The 16,535-nt window shown below is 67.5% G+C and carries 15 protein-coding genes; 9 read left to right on the top strand and 6 right to left on the bottom strand.

Annotated features, from left to right (window positions below; genetic code table 11):
* Positions 1-242 precede the first annotated feature (242 nt).
* Positions 243-803, top strand: coding sequence for a hypothetical protein (locus U5775_RS00725; protein WP_322056505.1), 561 nt, complete (start codon positions 243-245; stop codon positions 801-803).
* 112 nt (positions 804-915) lie between these two features.
* Here U5775_RS00725 and U5775_RS00720 read toward each other — a convergent pair whose 3' ends face one another.
* On the bottom strand, positions 916-2,046 hold the full coding sequence (locus U5775_RS00720; RefSeq protein ID WP_322056201.1) for an MBL fold metallo-hydrolase: 1,131 nt from the start codon (positions 2,044-2,046) through the stop codon (positions 916-918).
* Between the two features lie 79 nt (positions 2,047-2,125).
* On the opposite strand from U5775_RS00720, the gene U5775_RS00715 reads away from it, so the two are divergent.
* Entirely contained in the window at positions 2,126-2,740 is a 615-nt protein-coding gene (locus tag U5775_RS00715; RefSeq protein ID WP_322056200.1) for a TetR/AcrR family transcriptional regulator, read from the top strand.
* Between the two features lie 18 nt (positions 2,741-2,758).
* Here the strand turns inward: U5775_RS00715 and U5775_RS00710 are convergent, their stop codons facing one another.
* The gene (locus U5775_RS00710; protein WP_322056199.1) at positions 2,759-3,961 is read right to left on the bottom strand and encodes an MFS transporter; all 1,203 of its coding nucleotides are present in this window, start codon (positions 3,959-3,961) and stop codon (positions 2,759-2,761) included.
* Positions 3,962-4,066: 105 nt separating this feature from the next.
* On the opposite strand from U5775_RS00710, the gene U5775_RS00705 reads away from it, so the two are divergent.
* From U5775_RS00705 to U5775_RS00690, 4 genes are all read left to right on the top strand, one after another.
* Positions 4,067-4,972 (top strand): LysR substrate-binding domain-containing protein, encoded by a 906-nt coding sequence (locus tag U5775_RS00705; RefSeq protein WP_322056198.1) that lies wholly within the window; start codon positions 4,067-4,069, stop codon positions 4,970-4,972.
* A 344-nt stretch (positions 4,973-5,316) separates the two neighbouring features.
* A complete protein-coding gene (gene gabP, locus U5775_RS00700; RefSeq protein ID WP_322056197.1) occupies positions 5,317-6,714 on the top strand; it encodes a GABA permease in 1,398 nt (465 codons plus the stop codon).
* Between the two features lie 168 nt (positions 6,715-6,882).
* Positions 6,883-7,617 carry an aldolase gene (locus tag U5775_RS00695; RefSeq protein WP_322056196.1) on the top strand — a complete coding sequence of 245 codons (735 nt, stop codon included), beginning with the start codon at positions 6,883-6,885 and terminating at the stop codon, positions 7,615-7,617.
* 109 nt (positions 7,618-7,726) lie between these two features.
* Positions 7,727-8,575 (top strand): helix-turn-helix transcriptional regulator, encoded by an 849-nt coding sequence (locus U5775_RS00690; protein WP_322056195.1) that lies wholly within the window; start codon positions 7,727-7,729, stop codon positions 8,573-8,575.
* 26 nt (positions 8,576-8,601) lie between these two features.
* Here the strand turns inward: U5775_RS00690 and U5775_RS00685 are convergent, their stop codons facing one another.
* From U5775_RS00685 to eat, 4 genes are all read right to left on the bottom strand, one after another.
* Entirely contained in the window at positions 8,602-9,648 is a 1,047-nt protein-coding gene (locus U5775_RS00685; RefSeq protein ID WP_322056194.1) for a helix-turn-helix domain-containing protein, read from the bottom strand.
* A 328-nt stretch (positions 9,649-9,976) separates the two neighbouring features.
* Positions 9,977-10,804: an ethanolamine ammonia-lyase subunit EutC gene (gene eutC, locus U5775_RS00680; protein ID WP_322056193.1), complete on the bottom strand. Its 828-nt coding sequence runs from the start codon at positions 10,802-10,804 to the stop codon at positions 9,977-9,979.
* Positions 10,801-12,210, bottom strand: a complete 1,410-nt coding sequence (locus U5775_RS00675; RefSeq protein ID WP_322056504.1) for an ethanolamine ammonia-lyase subunit EutB — start codon at positions 12,208-12,210, stop codon at positions 10,801-10,803. The genes eutC and U5775_RS00675 overlap by 4 nt, the downstream gene beginning before the upstream one ends.
* 42 nt (positions 12,211-12,252) lie before the next feature.
* Positions 12,253-13,686, bottom strand: a complete 1,434-nt coding sequence (gene eat / locus U5775_RS00670) for an ethanolamine permease (RefSeq protein ID WP_322056192.1) — start codon at positions 13,684-13,686, stop codon at positions 12,253-12,255.
* A gap of 335 nt (positions 13,687-14,021) precedes the next feature.
* On the opposite strand from eat, the gene U5775_RS00665 reads away from it, so the two are divergent.
* The 3 genes from U5775_RS00665 (at position 14,022) to U5775_RS00655 (ending at position 16,530) form a co-directional block, all read left to right on the top strand.
* Positions 14,022-14,684, top strand: a complete 663-nt coding sequence (locus U5775_RS00665; RefSeq protein WP_322056191.1) for a response regulator — start codon at positions 14,022-14,024, stop codon at positions 14,682-14,684.
* Positions 14,681-16,036, top strand: a complete 1,356-nt coding sequence (locus U5775_RS00660) for an ATP-binding protein (protein WP_322056190.1) — start codon at positions 14,681-14,683, stop codon at positions 16,034-16,036. The genes U5775_RS00665 and U5775_RS00660 overlap by 4 nt, the downstream gene beginning before the upstream one ends.
* Positions 16,037-16,200: 164 nt before the next feature.
* Positions 16,201-16,530, top strand: a complete 330-nt coding sequence (locus tag U5775_RS00655; protein ID WP_322056189.1) for an antibiotic biosynthesis monooxygenase — start codon at positions 16,201-16,203, stop codon at positions 16,528-16,530.
* Positions 16,531-16,535 lie beyond the last annotated feature (5 nt).

The following is a 16,535-nucleotide window of genomic DNA, read 5'->3' as shown; positions in this document are numbered from 1 at the left end:
GTTGGGGGCGCCTCTCGCCCCTGAACATAAATACGACTCATTCGCATTACATATCGGGCGGCATGTTATCAAAACCTTTCGTCTTTTGAAAGCATCTTCGTGGAAATACCGGCGCGCGGCCGGGGGCCCGGGTTTTAATGCTGGCTTAAGGCGGCGCTCGCATAGTTCCCGGTGACTCCCTCCGGGAGTTGCATGAGGCTTTCGTTTTGATTCGAGCCGTATCGATCGAAGGAGATACGAAAATGCGATTACGTTCGTGGTTGGCACTCGGAGCGCTGGCGCTCGTTCCGGTGCTGGCGCTTGCGGGTGAAGCGGGCGCCCAGATGGGCACACAGCGGGGTGCACAACAAGATGCGCAGCCGATGTTCGTCAACGTCAATGGACAGGCCGTGCCGGTGAAGGCCGAAACGCACGTCGTTCAGACGGCGGCCGGCCCGATGAAGGTCAGCAGCTGGAGCTGGCACAGCCCGCATGGCGGCGCGAGCTTCGAGATGCAGACGAGCACGGGCGGCGCGCCGCCTGCGTTCACGCTGCGGCAGATGCAGGCCGCCCAGGCGCAAATGGCCGCGATGCAACAGCAGATGATGGCCGTGCAACAGCAGATGATGGCGCTCCAGCATGCCGCGTTTGTTGATGGATTCGCCGGTGGATTCGCCGTGCCGGCGCAGCAGCATGTGGTCTTCGCGGTGCCGCTGTGGGCGATGCCGGACCCTGTTGTGATCGTGGAGCCGGTGCAGCGTGCTCCGGTTCCGGCAGTGGCGCCGGCCAATGCGCCGGCTCGTTCGCCGGGGATCAAGGCGTAGGGGGGGTTCAGCCGTTGGTCTGATTTTTTTGTGAAGCCGCCGGCGTTTGCCGGCGGCTTTGTTTTTGATAACCCTACAACCGGCACCGCTCCACTCGACGCCTGCATCCCCCTCACGAATTCGCCCCACCCTCCTCCCCGCGGCACGGCCACCCGCGCGCGCGTGCGGCCACCGCCTCTGCCTCGCTCGCCACTTCGCGCCACCAGCGCTCGCCGCGATGCGGCGCCGCCAGGTCGAGCCGTTCGCCCATGCGCGGCGTCGCGAGCGCCACGCCCCGCGCGAGGGACAGTCCCGTCACACGCTCGAACGGCTCCTGCCAGCGATGCATCGCGAGGTCGAAGGTGCCGTTGTGGATCGGCACGAGCCAGCGGCCGCGCAGGTCGACGTGCGCCTGCACCGTCTCTTCGGGCTGCATATGCACATAAGGCCACTGCGGGTCGTAGGCGCCGGTCTCGATCAGCGTGACGTCGAACGGCCCAAGGCGCTCGCCAATCTCGCGGAACCCGTCGAAATAACCCGTATCGCCGCTGAAGAACACACGCAGATCGTCGTCGGCGAGAACCCACGAGGCCCACAGCGTGCTGTTGCCGTCGAACAGACTCCGCCCCGAGAAGTGCTGCGCCGGCGTGGCCGTAAACGTGATGCCCTCCACGTTCGCGCTCTGCCACCAGTCGAGCTGGCGCACCTTCGCCGCGTCGATGCCCCATTCGATCAGCCGGTCGCCCACGCCCAGCGGCGTGAGAAACACGCCCGTGGTGGCGGCGAGCGCAAGCACGGTCTCGCGGTCGAGATGGTCGTAGTGATCGTGCGAGAGGATCACGCCGCGCAGCGGCGGCAGGTCGGCGAGCGCGATGGGCGGCGCGTGAAAGCGCTTCGGCCCCATGCGCTTGAACGGCGAGGCGCGCTCGCCGAACACCGGGTCGGTGAGCCAGTATTCGCCGCGCAGCTTCAGGAGCAGCGTCGAGTGACCGAGCCGGTAGAGGCTGCGGTCGGGCGCGGCTTCCAGCGCGGCGCGGCTCAGCGCGTGGACCGGCAGCGTGCCCGCCGGCACCGTGCCCCGCGGCTTCCTGAACAACATGTTCCAGATGATGCCGAGGCTCTTCGCGAGCCCTTCCGCCGGGCGCGGACGCACGTTGCGAAAGCGCGTGCCGTCGTGCTGCGGCGAGCCGTCCGACATGACGCGCGAGCGGCGCGCGGCGGCGAATCCGAGCCTGCGGTCGAGAAAATCGGGGATCGATGCCATGAAGCCTCCCGGCTAAAGGTAGACTCCGTAGTGTAGTTTATTCGCGATAAAAGTAAACTCTCCGGTGTAAAATTGCCGTATGGATCCGATCGCCTCCCCTCAGCGCCTGACCGACCGAAAGCGCGCCGCCATTCTCGAGGCGGCCGTCGAGGAATTTCTCGCCGCCGGCTACGACGCCACCAGCATGGACCGCATCGCCGCCCGCGCGAGCGTTTCGAAGCGCACGGTCTACAACCACTTCCCGAGCAAGGAGGCGCTGTTCGCGGCCATCCTGCATCGGCTCTGGGACGCCAGCCAGGGCGGCACGCCGCCCGCGTATCGCGCCACGGAGCCGCTGCGCGAGCAATTGCTGGCGCTCTTGCTGCGCAAGCTGCGCCTCATGACCGACGAGTCGTTTCTCGCGCTGGCGCGCGTGGCGATCGGCGCGGGCATCCACTCGCCCGAGCGCGCGCGGGACATGGTGGCGCGCCTCGGTCAGCGCGAAGAAGACGTGACCGTCTGGATCCGCGCCGCAGCTGCCGATGGCCGGTTGCGCGTCGACGATCCGCTCTTCGCCGCGCAGCAGTTGCATGGGCTCGTGAAGGCGTTTGCATTCTGGCCGCAGGTGACGATGGGCCAGCCGCCGCTCGGCGAAGCCGAGCAGCAGCAAGTCGCGCAAGCCGCCGCCGACATGTTTCTCGCGCGCTATGCGTAACCCCCGTAACCGCCGCGGCTACACATAGCGAATGCGCGCACTTCTCTCTTGCGCGGGCTCCTGCGTGGGCGTGCGCCAGAACAGCAACGCAAGCAGCCCCGCCAGCGCCTGCGCGCCGATCACGAACGCCACACAGCCTCCCCAGCCCCAGAGCCGCCACGCGGGCACCGGCAGCACCGAGCCCAGACTCCCGCCAAGGTAGTAGAACGAGAGATAGACGCCGATGGCGGTCGAGCGCGCCGCGCCCGCGGTCTGCGAAATGAACGCGTTCGCCGCGGCCTGCTCGACGAACACGGCCGTCGAGCCGAGCGCGAGACCGCACAGTATCGGCAGCAGACCATGCGCGAGCGTCAGCAGGGCGCCCACGAGCGCGAGCAGCGCGGCGCAAACCGCCAGATCGCGCGGCGAGCGATGCCGCGCGACGCGCCCCGCGAGCGGCGTGACCACGACCGCGAGCAGGAAGACGGCGTAGATCGAGCCGATCTGCATCGTATCGAAGCCATAGGGCGGCTGCGCGAGCCGCAGGCCCGCGAACGTGAAGGTCGCGACCTGCGAAGCGAGCACACAGGCGCCGAAGGCGAACGCGGCCAGCAGCGGGCGCCGCGCGAGCAGCGCGAGGCGCGAAGGCGCGGCATCCGCACGCGGCTCGCGCTCTATGTTCACCTCGCGCGGCGAACCCGGCAGACACGCATAGATGGCCACGCCGACCAGCAGCGTCAGCATGGCCACGACGTCGAGCGCGTGCCGCCAGCCGATCGCGGCAACGCATGCGTTGGTGACGAAGCGCCCCGCGAAGCCGCCGAGCGTGGTCCCCGCAACGAACAGCGCGCTCACTTGCGCCGCTTCTTCGCGCGCGAAGCGCTCGCCGATGAACGCCACGGAAATCGCGAAGACGAACGGCATCAGCATGCCCACCGCGAAGCGCGCCGCGAGGAACGCCGCGAAACTGCCCGCGTGCGCGGCCAAGAGCGCGGGCAGCGCAGAGCCCATCGCCGCGAGCGCGATGACCGTGCGGCGCGCGAACGGCGCGGCGAGCGCGCCCACGAATGGCGCGATAATGGCGACGGCGAGCGTGGTGGCGCTCACGCCCTGCCCCGCGCGCTCGGCGCTCACGCCGAAGGCGGCCGCGAGTTCGCGCAGGATGCCCTGGGTCGCATAGAGATTGAGAAACGCCGCACAGCCGCAGAGAAAGAACGCCGTGCGCCAGGGCTTGCCAGTCATGAAGGATGGTCCGCGAAGGTGCCGTAACGAGACATCCAGTCTGACAAGCGCGTGCGCCGCGCACCAATACCGTTTTTGTCGCCATTGATACCCGGACCGATCCGCATGCTCGACCTGCGCCGCCTGCGCTACTTCGTGACCGTCGCCGACGAACTGCACTTCGGCCGCGCCGCGCAACGCCTGCACATCGCCCAGCCGCCGCTCACGCGCCATATCTCCTCGCTCGAAGCCGAGCTCGGCATTCGCCTGTTCGAGCGCTCCACGCGCGCCGTCACGCTCACGCCCGAAGGCGCGCAGTTTCTCGAGCACGCGCGCCATGTGCTCGACGCCGCGGGCAGCGCGGAATCGTCGGCGCGACAGCTCGCGGGCGGCACCGCGGGGCGCCTCGCGATCGGCTACACGAGCTCGATTCCGATGTCGCGCGTGTTCAGCGAGATCGTGCGCGCGTTCGGCCGCCAGTCGCCCGAAGTCGAGCTCGGCTTTCGTGAAGTGGCGAGCGCGGGGCAGTATCGAGAGATCGAGGCCGGCGTGCTGGACATCGCGTTCGGCTGGGCCGCGTCCGAACCCGCGCCGCGCGGCATCGCGCAAATCAGCGTGGCGCGCGAGCCGCTCGTCGCCGCGGTGCCCTCGGGCAGCCGCCATGCCACGCGTGACGCGCTCGCCTTCGCCGAACTCGCGCACGAAGCCTTTATCGTCTATCCGCCGGGTCAGGGCTCCGCGCTCAACGCCGCGCTGTACCAGCTATGCGCGGACGCGGGGCTCACGCCGCGCCTCGGACCCACGGCCACGCAAGTGACCACGCTTGTGGCACTGGTCGCCGCCGAGCGCGGCGTGGCGATCGTGCCGGCCTCCGTGACGGCCCTGCAGATGGCGGGCGTGCAATACGTGCCGCTCCAGGGCGCGCACGCACTCGAGCAGACGCTGATCTGGCGCGCGCAAAACGCCTCGCGCTGTGCGCTGCGCTTCGCCGAATTCGCCCGCGCCGCGACGCAACGGCCCGATAGCGCGTAACGCGTTGCTTTAGCGCGCGCCGCTGCTGCGCCGAGTCCAATACATCATGCAAGGCAACGCATCACCTCGCCCATAAACCTTCTGTACTCCGAAATCATGGGCCCACATGCAAGACGACTGGATTCGCGGGCAGCGTCGTTTCAATGCGCGACGATGGCGAGAACGTTCTATGCATCGCCATCGTCAATCGGATTTCATCCCACGATCTGTACGTAAAAAACGGATGCGGCCGCATTTTTTATGCGGAATCGCGCCGTTATCAAGCGCGCATCGAATGTCCCTTGACGCGCCTTCATGAGCAAACGAGACTTTGTGCGCTGTACTGGGTTGACTTTGGAGAAGACATGCAAGTATCAAAAGACACGAAATTAAGCAGCGGTCTCAAGCAGCGCCACGTGACGATGATGTCGATCGGCGGCGTGATCGGCGCAGGGTTGTTCGTGGGTTCGGGTCACGCCATCGCCGAAGCCGGCCCGGCGGCGCTGATCGCTTATATCTGCACGGGTCTGCTCGTCGTGCTCGTCATGCGCATGCTCGGTGAAATGGCCACGGCGCAGCCCGATAGCGGCTCGTTCTCCACCTATGCCGACCACGCGATCGGCCATTGGGCGGGCTTCACGATCGGCTGGCTCTACTGGTGGTTCTGGGTGCTCGTGATCCCGATCGAAGCCACGGCCGCCGCCACCATTCTCAACGCGTGGTTCCCGTCCATTGCGACCTGGGTCTACGCCCTCGGGATCACGTTCATCCTGACCGTCACGAATCTCCTCTCGGTCAAGAACTATGGCGAGTTCGAGTTCTGGTTCGCGCTCATCAAGGTGGTCGCGATCATCGTGTTTCTTTGTGTGGGCGGCGCCGCCATCCTCGGCATTCTGCCGAACTCCGGCGTGTCGGGGGCTTCGCGGCTCGTGGCGTATGGCGGCTTCATGCCGAACGGCATCGGCGCCGTGCTGGCCGCCATGCTCACCACGATGTTCTCTTTCATGGGCACCGAGATCGTCACCATCGCCGCCGCGGAATCGAATAACCCGCGCCAGCAGATCGTGCGCGCCACGCGCTCGGTTATCTGGCGCATTTCGCTGTTCTATTTCGGTTCGATCTTCGTGGTGACGGCGCTCGTGCCGTGGACCGATCCCGGCCTGACGTCGCAAGGCTCGTATCAGCGCGCCATGGAATTGATCGGCGTGCCGAATGCGAAGGCGATCATCGATGTCGTCGTACTGCTCTCGGTCGCGAGCTGCCTGAACTCGGCGCTTTATACGGCCTCGCGCATGATCTATTCGCTGTCCGTGCGCCACGATGCGCCCGCCATGCTGCGCAAGACCGACAAGGCCGGCACGCCGCGTGCGGCCGTGCTCGCATCCACCGCGTTCGGCTTTCTCACCGTGATTGCGAACTACCTCGTGCCCGAGCGCGTGTTCAGCTTCCTGCTGGCCACGTCGGGCGCCATTGCGCTGCTCGTGTATCTCGTCATCGCGGTCTCGCAGCTTCGCATGCGCGCGAGACTCGACCTCGCGAAGGATGGCCTCCAGTTGAAGATGTGGTGCTTTCCGTGGCTCACGTGGGCGGTCATTGCGTTCATCTGCGTCGTGCTGGTCGTGATGTTGCTGGGCGAGCAGCACAGGACCGAGGTCGGGGCAACGGCGGCGCTTGCCATCTGCGTCGTCATGGCGTCGTGGTTGAACCGGCGCTATCAGCAGAAGCAAACGCAGGCGGCGCAACCTTCCGCGCGCGTCCAATAAACCGGCTCCCGAGGTAGCGAGCCCTGCCGGCGTATTGCGTATTGCATATTGGCAGGGCTGGAGGCAGGGCTGGACAGCCGCGCCGCAAGCCGGGAAACTGCATGCAGGCGGACAAGCCAACGATGCGCCACTTCGAACCCCGCGCGGCACGAGACAGGAGACGAGACGATGAACGAGTTCCCCGCGATATTTCACGATCCCGACGTCGAAAAGCGGCGCGCGGATCTCGCGCTGGCCCTGCGCGCCGCTGCGCATTTTGGCCTCGGCGAAGGGGTCTGCAATCACTTCAGCGTCGCGCTTCCCGACGAGGACGGGCTGTTCCTGCTGAACCCGCGCGGCCTGATGTGGAGCGAAGTCGAGGGCGACGATATCGTGATCGTCGATGCGGCCGGCGCCGTGGTGGCGGGCAGGCATCCGGTGGAACCCACGGCCATGTTCATCCACGCCGCGATCCATCGCATTGCCAAGAAGACCTGCGTTCTGCACACCCATATGCCTTACGCCACGGCGCTCACGCTCACCGAGGACTGCGGGCTCGACACGACGCTCTCGCAGAACGCCATGCGCTACCACGGCCGCGTCGCGCTCGACCGCGACTATAACGGCCTCGCGCTCGGCCCCGAGGAAGGCGAGCGCATCGCGCATGCGCTGAACGGCAAGGACATCGGCTTTCTCGGCAATCATGGCGTCGTGGTGTGCGGCGAGCGCATCGACTACGCATTCGACGATCTCTATTACCTCGAGCGCGCCTGCGCCTCGCAAGTGCTCGCAGGCTCGACGGGGCGCGCGCTGCGGCCCGTGGCCGCCGATCTCGCGCAACGGGTCGCGGACCAGGTCCAGAGCGAGCGATTGCAATCGGAACTGTTCTTCGAAGCCCTGAGAAGAACCCTCATCTACGCCTGACCGAAGCGGGCACCGCGCTTCGCGTCCCCGCTTTGCGTCCCGCTTATTACCGCTTGTAGCGCCGTACCTTCACGCACGCTCTCCGCGCAGAATCGCACGCGTTCACGCCATGCAGAAACCCCGCCCGCCGGCCGCCGGCTCCACGCGCAACGTGCTGCAGCACGTGAGTCCGCCGCCGTTCGCCGGCACGCTGCCCGTGCCCGTGTATTTCCGCACCGAGCACCTGCCGTCGCACGCGCGCTATCCGACGATGCGGCATCCGTGGGGCGAGTTCGTCTATTCGTTCAGCGGCATCACGGAGGTCACGGCCGGCGACGAATACTTTCTCGCACCGCCGCATATGGGCCTGTGGATTGCGCCCGGCACCGAGCATATCGGCTTCAATCATGCGGAGACCGTGCACTGCTCGGTCTATATCAGCCGCGAGCTCTGCACCGCGATGCCCGCGCAAACCTGCGCGGTGATGGTCTCGCCGCTCGTGCGCGCGATGCTCGAGCATCTGCGCGCGCTGCCGCCCGCGGGGCACGACGGCAGCGAGTCGCCTGCGCGTGCGCGTCTGCTGCGCGTGCTCGTGGACCTGCTCTCGACCTGCGCCTCCACGGGCAGCTACCTCCCCCACGCCGACAACCCCGAGTTGAACGCCGTGCTCCAGGTCTTCCACAAAAATCCCGCCGACAATCGCCCGCTCGCCGAGCTGGCCGCCGCGTTCGCCATGAGCGAGCGCACGCTGATGCGCCACGCGCAGCGCGAGCTGGGCATGTCGCTGACCGAGTGGCGCGCGCGGCTGCGTCTCGTGAGCGCGTTGCCGCTCTTGCAGGCCGGGCGCAGCGTGGAGTCCGTGGCGCTCGATCTGGGCTATGCGACGTCGTCGGCGTTCATCGCGATGTTCCGGCGCCTCACCGGCACGAGTCCCGGGAAGTTCGTGGCACGCCCGGCCAATCATCAGGTATCCGAATGAATTTGCGCGTGGGCCACGCGCAACGCTCAAGCGGCGCGCAGCGCCTCCGAAGGCCGCATGCCGAACATGCGCCGATAATCGGTCGCGAACTGGCTCAAATGCCAGAAGCCCCAGGCGGCGGCCACGTCCTGCACCGAACCGGCCGCGCGCCCGCACAGGTCGCGGCGCGCGCCGTTCAGGCGCAGCGCGCGCAGATAGGTCGCGGGCGCCATGCCGAGCACGTCCTGGAAGCAGTATTGCAGCGTGCGGCGGCTCACGAGCAACTGCTCGCAAAGCTCGGGCACCCCGACGGGCCGCGAGCGATGCGCGAGCACGTAGTCGCGCGCCTGCGCGACGATCCAGCGCCGCCGCGAAGCCTGATCAACGCCCCCGATAGCGGATTCGGCCGCCTCGGTTCCCTCCGCCGTGCAGGCGTCGAACAGCGCCGCCAGCAATTCGGCCTGCAGATCGTTGCGCGCGAAGTCGGAGAGCGGCGCACCGGCATCGCGCGTACCATGTGTGCCGTCCACATCGCCCAGGCGCCGCGCGAGCAGTCCGCATAGATGCGCGAGACGCCCCGCGCCGGCCTGCACGATGGGCGTATCGGGCAACCGTGCGTCGAGCGGCACGCGTTCGACGGTCTGGGCGTAATGGCGCAGCACCTCGCCGCGCACCACTACGCCATAGATCGAGAACTGCGCGGGCGTGAGCAGCTCGAATTCCACGTTGCCGGGCCGCACGGCGAACGCCTGCGCGCCGAACGGCTGCGCGTCGATGCGCGCCTGCTGGTCGCGCGCGGCGGGAATGCCGAACCAGTACGCGTCGCCGCGCACCTCGCACGCCTGGCGCAGCGTGTGGCTCGTGGTCTCGCAGAAGACCTTCATGGTGTCGAGCGGAATCTCGGTGAGCCTGCCGACGAAGCGGCCCGCCGCGAGCTGGTCGTAGGTCTGCCGCCAGCCGACGAGATTGCGTGCCTGCTCGTCGGCGTCGTGCGCGACGCTCACCACCGCGCGCCCCGTCGGCGCATGCGCACCCTGCGCGCTCAGGCGCGTGTCCTCGGCCGTCTGCTCGAGCGGCGTCGCCGTGTGATCCATGGGGTGCCTCCTTGCGCAACCTGTCTGTCGAAACGATCCGCGCAGGAGATGCAAAATCCGCGCCAGATCGTGCGGCCATGCGGGACGGCTCGCGGCGCGCGCGGCGGCGCATGGCGCGCTCCGCGTCGGGCGGCGGGTGCGCAATGGCGGCGCACTGCGCTCGCTTCGATGTTCAACAAATGCGCATTATCGACGCAGCGCCATGTGCTGACCAATGCGGTGCAACCATAGGTCGGTGCACGACGGTGGCGCGAATGAGGGGCACGAGCGTGCGTGCGCGAGGCGCGGTGCGGCGCGCGATGGGGACGGAATCGCGAAGGGGTCGAGCCTAGGCAGACTCGATCCGCTCCGTCTCCTGCGCTTCGGGCAGGAGCGCGTCGCTATCGTCCTTGAGGCCCACGCCGGTCAGCCCGAGCCGCCGCGCGTGCGTGAGCAGATAGTGCAGCTTGTGCGCGGCGCCCTCGTAGGGCAGGCCCTCGGGCCGCACGTTCGAGATGCAATTGCGCATCGCGTCGTGGCACCCTACCTTCGGCGCCCAGGTGAGGTAGACGCCCAGGCTGTCGGGCGAGCTCAGGCCCGGCCGCTCGCCAATCAGCATCGCCACGAGCTTCGCGCCCAGCAACTCGCCGATCTCGTCGCCGAGCGCGACGCGCGCCTGGCGCGCCACCACCACGGGGCCGATGCGCCAGCCGCGGCCCGCCGCGGCATCGGCGTTCAGGCGCTCGCGCATGGCCTGCAGCAGCGGCAAGGCCTGCTTCGCGGCGGCAAACGCAGAGAGGCCGTCGCCGATCACGAACACGATATCGGGGCTATCTTCGCTTTCGTTGCCCTCGCGACGCTCGCGGCCCGCCTCGGCCAGCGCCGCGCGGCTCTCGTCCGAAAGCCTGCGCCCGAGGTCGGGGCGCCGCAGATAATGCTCGCGGTCGGGCGCGGCGGTTGCCGCCCCGAGCGTGGCGAAGCCCGCGTCCTCCAGCGCGCGCCGCAGCGCCTCGGCGTCGAGCGGTTGATGCACGGCGTCGCGCGCCTGCGCATGCGAGAGATTGAACGCGAGCAGCGGCGCGGTCGGCAGGCCATTGCCCGCGCGGCCCAGCGCGATGCGCGCATTCGTGAACGCCTTGAGGCCGGCCCACGGATTCTTTTCGACGGCGTCGCTCATGCGCTCGCTCCCAAGCCAGTGCCCATCCACTCATGCGCGCCCGCGAGCAGCGGCACGCGCGCCGAGGTGGGCAAGAGCGCGCCTTTCGCGTCGGCGATCTCCATCGTCTCCAGCCATTCCTCGAACTCGGGCGCGCGCCGCAGGCCGAGCAGATCGCGCACATAGAGCGCGTCGTGAAACGAGGTGCTCTGGTAGTTGAGCATCACGTCGTCGGCGCCCGGAATGCCCATGATGAAGTTGATGCCCGCCGCGCCCAGCAGCGTGAGCAGCGTGTCCATGTCGTCGGAATCGGCTTCGGCGTGGTTCGTATAGCAGATATCGCAACCCATCGGTACGCCTAACAATTTGCCGCAGAAGTGGTCTTCGAGCCCCGCGCGAATGATCTGCTTGCCGTCGTAGAGATATTCCGGGCCGATGAAGCCCACCACCGTATTCACGAGGAACGGCTCGAAGCGCCGCGCGACCGCATAGGCGCGCACCTCGCAGGTCTGCTGATCGACGCCGTAATGCGCGTTCGCCGAAAGCGCGCTGCCCTGCCCCGTCTCGAAGTACATGAGGTTGTTGCCCACGGTGCCGCGCTTGAGCGAGAGCGCGGCCTCGCGCGCCTCGCCGAGCAGCGCGAGCGAAATGCCGAAGCTCGCGTTGGCCTTCTCCGTGCCCGCGATCGACTGGAACACGAGGTCCACGGGCGCGCCCTTCTCCACGGCCGCGATCGTGTTGGTGACGTGCGTGAGCACGCACGACTGCGTCGGCACGCGGTAGCGCTCGCGAAAGCCGTCGATCATCGCGAGCAGCTTGACGATGGCGGACAGGCTGTCCGTGGCCGGATTAATGCCGATCATCGCGTCGCCGCAGCCGTACATGAGGCCGTCGAGCATCGAGGCGGCGATGCCCTTCACGTCGTCGGTGGGATGGTTCGGCTGCAGGCGCACCGACATGCGCCCCGGCAGCCCCACCGTGTTGCGAAAGCGCGTGACCACGGGGCGCTTTTTCGCCACCGCGATCAGATCCTGGTTGCGCATGAGCTTGGATACCGCCGCCGCCATCTCGGGCGTGATGCCGGGCCCCACGCGTTCGAGCGTCGCGCTGTCCGCCTCGGGCGAAAGCAGCCAGTTGCGAAAATCGCCCACGGTGAGATGCGAGATGGGCGCGAACGCCGCCTTGTCGTGCGTATCAACGATCAGGCGCGAAACTTCGTCCTCCTCATAAGGCACGAGGGCCTCGTTCAGGAAGGTCTTGAGCGGCACGTTGGCGAGCGCCATCTTCGCGGCCACGCGCTCCTCCTCGCTCGCCGCCGCCACGCCCGCGAGCTGGTCGCCGCTGCGCAGCGGGCTCGCCTTGGCGAGCAAGGTCTTGAGGTCCGCAAACCGGTACGTGCGCGGACCGATCGTCTCCGTATATGACACTGAGGACATCGCTTCAACTCCTGTTTTGCGCCTGGCGCGCGCTCATTCTTCGAGCAGCACGCCCGCCGATTCGATGGGCGCATCGGCCCCGAGCTCCGGCTGCGCGCTCGCCGCCGCGTCGCGCTGCGCGCGGGTCGCCAGGAAATAAGCATAGCCCAGCGCGAGAAACACCACGAAGATCAGGGCCACGAGCGCGTTGTAATAGACCATGGTGGCGAGGCACACGAGCGCGGCAGCCAGCGCGAAGGCCGGAAACAGCGGATAAAGCGGCGCGCGGAACGGCCGTTCCATCTCGGGCCGCGTGCGGCGCAGCTTGAAGAGCGCAGCCATGCTGATGATGTACATGACGATGGCGCCGAACACCGACATCGTCACGATGTTCGCGGTGAGCGTCTGGCCGCCGAACTGGATCAGCTCGTCGCTATAGATGGCCGCGATGCCGACCACGCCGCCCGCGAGAATCGCTCGATACGGCGTCTTGAAGCGCGGATGCACGCGGGCAAGCCACGCGGGCAGATAGCCTTCGCGGGCGAGCGCGAAAATCTGGCGCGAGTAGCCGAGGATGATGCCGTGAAACGACGCGACGAGGCCGAACAGCCCGAGCCACACGAGCATGTGCATCCAGCCGCTATGCTCGCCCACGATGTACTTCATGGCCTGCGGCAGCGGATCGTTGATGTTGGCGAGCCGCGACCAGTCGCCCGCGCCGCCCGCGAACACCATCACGCCCACCGCGAGCACGACCAGCGTGAGAATGCCGGTCACGTAGGCAATGGGGATCGAGCGCTTCGGGTTCTTCGCTTCTTCCGCGGCCATGGCCACGCCCTCGATGGCGAGGAAGAACCAGATCGCGAACGGAATGGCCGCGAACATGCCGTGGAAAGCACCCAGCGAGAAATGATCGCTGCCCGACCAGCCGCCCTTCAGGAAGTGGGCCCAGGCAAAGCCCGGCGACACCACGCCCATGAACACGAGCAGTTCGAAGATCGCGAATAGCGTGACCACGAGCTCGAAGGTCGCGGCAATCTGCACGCCCACGATATTGAGCGCCATGAACACGAGATACGCGCCCATGGCCGCGTGCTTCGGTTCAAGGCCGGGAAACTGCACATGCAGATAGGCGCCGATCGCCAGCGCAATGGCGGGCGGCGCGAACACGAATTCCACGAGCGTGGCCGCGCCCGCGAGATAGCCGCCGGCCGGGCCGAACGCGCGGCGCGCATAGGCAAAGGGGCCGCCCGCATGCGGAATCGAGGTGGTGAGCTCGGTGAAGCTGAAAATAAAGGTGGTGTACATCGCCGCCACGAACAGCGCCGTGATGACGAAGCCGAGCGTGCCCGCCGTGGCCCAGCCGTAGCTCCAGCCGAAGTATTCGCCGGAAATCACGAGCCCGACCGCGATGCCCCACAACTGCCACGTACCCAGCGTCTGCTTGAGCGCTGGCGCGGCGCCATGGCCTTTCGACTCTGCCTGCATGGTGTTTTCTCCTCCGGGATGGCCCGCGCGGCGGGAGCCGCGATGGGGCGCAGTGGGTGTTGGAGACCATGCTAGAGAGTCATTAATCGACGTGTTATCGAAAATCGGCAATCCGGTTTTCCTTTCGATTTTCCGACAATTAACACTACGATGCCCCGTATCGTCCCCCCGGGTTAAGGCTTGCGTAAGCATCGCCGCCGCAGAATGCCTCGCACGGGCCCCGGGCGCTAGACGGCCCGGTACGCAAACCCGGAACCCTGAAGCGCGACGAAGGCGATGCCATGCGCACGACTGAGCGACAATTGCAGACAGAAGAAGCGACCTGGAGCACCCTGATGCGTCTCTTGCTCGTCGAAGACGACGAAATGATTGCCGAGCCCGTGCTCGGCGCGCTGCGCCGCGAAGGCTATGCCGTCGACTGGGCCAAGGACGGCCGCGAGGCCGAGCTTTCGCTCGCCAACGACGTCTACGACCTCGTGCTGCTCGACCTCGGCCTGCCGAAGAAGGACGGCGTGAGCGTGCTGGCCGCCTACCGGCGGCGCGGCGGCGAAGCGCCGATCCTGATCCTCACCGCGCGCGACAGCGTGACCGACCGCGTGAGCGGGCTCGACGCCGGCGCCGACGACTACCTCGTCAAGCCCTTCGATCTCGACGAACTCGCCGCGCGCGCCCGCGCGCTGCTGCGGCGGCGCACCGGCCGCAAGCAGCCCGTCTATGCGCACGGCGATCTCGCGCTCGATCCGGCCGGCCACGAAGTGACCCAGGGCGGCGAGCCGGTCTCGCTCGTGCCGCGCGAATTCGCGCTGCTGCACGTGCTGATCGAGGAGCCCGCGCGCGTGTTCACCAAGGCCGAGCTCGAAGAGCGGCTTTACGGCTGGGGCGAGGAAGTGGGCAGCAACACGATCGAAGTGCATGTGCACAGCTTGCGCCGCAAGATCGGCGCGGAGCAGATCGTCACGGTGCGTGGCGTGGGCTACCGGCTCAAGAGGGGCGAATGAGATCGATCCGCCGCCGGCTGCTGGGCTGGCTGATCTGCGGCTTCGCAGCGGGGTCGGTAGTGGCCGGCTTCGGCATCTTTCACACCGCGCACAACGAGGCGAACGAGCTGTTCGACTACGAGCTGCGCGCCGTCGCGCTCTCGCTGCCCTCGAACCTCAAGGAAGGCCACACGGAGCACGCCGCGCCCGACATGCAAGGTATCGCCGACGACCGCATCCTCATCGAGATCTGGGACGCGGGCGGCACGCCGATCTACCACACCTCGCACGACGCGCCGCTACCGCGCAATCCTGAAGGATTCCATACGATCGAGCGCGCGGAAACGCACTGGCGCACCTTCGGCGTGCAGCAGCCCGAGCGCTTCGTGCAGGTGGCCCAGCCCATCTCCGTGCGCGAGGCGCTGGCGCTGCGGCTCGCGCTGCATACGGTGTGGCCGCTCGCGCTGTTCGTGCCGGTGGCCATCGTGCTCGTGCTGCTCGTGGTGGCGCGCGGGCTTGCGCCCGTCGGCGCGCTTTCCGGCCTGCTCGCCGCGCGCTCGTACAACGCGCTGGAGCCGGTCAGGCTGGACGGCGCGCCCATCGAGCTGCGTCCGCTGGTGGAGGCGCTCAACGGTCTGCTGCAGCGCCTGAACGTCGCTTCGCAGGCGCAGCGCACCTTCATCGCCGATGCCGCGCACGAATTGCGCTCGCCGCTCGCGGCGCTCAAGCTGCAATGGCAGGCCGCGCTGCGCGACGGCACGCTCTCGGGCGAGCCGCAAACGACCGAGCGCATCGAAACCCGCCTGAACCGCCTGATCCGGCTCGTGCAGCAGTTGCTCACGCTCGCGCGCGAGGACGCGCAGCCCACGCTGGCCGTCGCTGTCGTGAGCCTGCGGCGTCTGTGCGAGCAGGCCATCGGCGATCTTTCGCTGCTCGCGGAGGACAAGGACATCGACCTCGGTCTCGAAGTGCGCGCGCCCGCGACCGAAGACGACGCCTATGAGGTGAGCGCCGATCCGCACGGGCTCGCCACGCTGCTCAACAATCTGATCGACAACGCGATCCGCTACACGCCGCGCGGCGGCAAGATCGATCTCGTGCTCACGCGCGCGGGCGAGCAAGCGGGCTTCGAAGTCGTGGACAACGGGCCCGGCATTCCCGAAGCGGATCTCGGCCGCGTGCTCGACCGCTTCTATCGATCGAGCCACGTGCAGGGCACCGGCAGCGGCCTCGGCCTCTCGATTGCGATGCGCATCGCCCAGCGCCATGGGCTGCAGCTCGTGCTGCACAACAACCCCGGCGGGCGCGGGCTCACCGCCTCGGTCAGCGGCTTGCGGCCGCGCGTGGAAGCCGAGGCGCACGCGCAGGCGTGAGCCGCTCAGCGCCGCCGATCGCGCGTTAGCGCGCCATTCGTGCGCCATTCATACGCAATCGGCACACAAAAATCGTCGCGGCGGGAACGCGTCTTGCTGAAGCCCTCCGGCACCGGGCGCTCCTATAATCGGAGACCGCCACACAACCAACAAGGAAGGGCCGCATGTACATCGCCATGAACCGCTTCAAGGTCGCGCCGGGTTCGGAAGCCGCGTTCGAAGACGTCTGGAAGAACCGCGACACGCACCTGAAAGAAGTGCCGGGCTTTGTCGAGTTTCATCTGCTCAAAGGCCCGCAGCGCGAGGATCACGTGCTCTATGCGAGCCACACGATTTGGGCGAACCACGCCGCGTTCGAAGCCTGGACGCGCTCCGACGCGTTTCGCGCCGCCCACCGTAACGCGGGCAATGCCGGTAACGCGGACCAGAACCGCCCGATGTATCTGAGCCATCCCGAGTTCGAAGGCTTCGAGGTGGTGCAGACCGTCAAATGACGCCC

It is taken from the genome of Paraburkholderia sp. J63, from assembly GCF_905220245.1.
Lineage (GTDB): Bacteria > Pseudomonadota > Gammaproteobacteria > Burkholderiales > Burkholderiaceae > Paraburkholderia.
Note: the sequence above shows the minus strand (reverse complement) of the source record. Positions and strands in the feature narration are given on the sequence as shown.